Source organism: Streptomyces sp. NRRL S-495 (assembly GCF_000966955.1).
Classification (GTDB): Bacteria; Actinomycetota; Actinomycetes; order Streptomycetales; family Streptomycetaceae; genus Kitasatospora; species Kitasatospora purpeofusca.
Window position 1 is genome coordinate 1 of the sequence record NZ_JZWY01000403.1, and the last position, 840, is coordinate 840.

Annotated in this window: 1 protein-coding gene and 1 pseudogene; both read right to left on the minus strand. The window is 70.2% G+C overall.

All coding sequences use genetic code 11. The features are described from left to right. A pseudogene (locus tag VR45_RS21275) lies at positions 1–438 on the minus strand (transposase); the annotation flags it as partial. 108 nt (positions 439–546) lie between these two features. After that, positions 547–840 (minus strand): hypothetical protein (locus VR45_RS21280; protein WP_045941391.1); only part of this gene is annotated, 294 nt, incomplete at its 5' end.

An 840-nucleotide genomic window follows, 5' to 3' on the forward strand; every position in this document is an offset into this window, starting at 1 on the left:
GGAGAACGCCCAGAGGTAGCCGACGTGGTTGAGGCGGTTGTTCTTGACCATGCGCCGGCCGACGTGGCTCTTCTTCCCGGAGGCGCGGGTGACGGGTGCGGCTCCGGCGTAGGCCTTGAGGCCGCGGGCGTCGGCGAAGCGGGTGTGGTCGTCACCGACCTCGGCCAGGACGCGGGCGGCGAGCTGAACACCCAGGCCGGGGAAGGACAGCAGGATCTCCGCGTCGGGGTGCTGGGGGAAGAGTTCCTCGACGGCCTGGGCGAGCTCGTCGGCGGCCTGGCAGGTGGCGTCGAGCTGGTGCAGGAGGGCGAGCGTCTGCTTGCCGAGGGCGTCCTCGACGAGCTGGGGATGGTGGGCGTACGTGCTGCGGAAGACCTCGCGCAGGCGGTCGGTCTCGGTGTCGAGCTTGCGGCTGCGGCCGGCCCGCTGGCCCAGGCCCTTGTCCGCCGGCTCGGCCTCAGCGCTACCACCCCTGCACCCGCCGTGAGTGTCCCTGCACCTCGGGAGCATGTTGATCACAACCTCCCGAACGCCCAAACTCCCGGGTCAGCGCTGGTCGATCCGGCGCTGGTCGTACAGAGCCCACGCCTTGTTCGTGATCATGAAGACGGCGGACGCGGCGGTCCCGATCTCTACGGCATTGGTGGTGGGGCGGGCCCAGAGCCGTCCGTCGGGATCCTCGACGATGGGCGCCGACCGTAGCTGCAGGAGCCGGGTGTACGGGTGCCCATGGACATGGCCGCTGGCGGTGCGCCACAGGAACATGGCGTACGCCTGCTCCTCCTTGCCTGGTACCGCCTGAGCCGCCGCCAGCTCGATGACCCTCGTCGCGTTGACCTT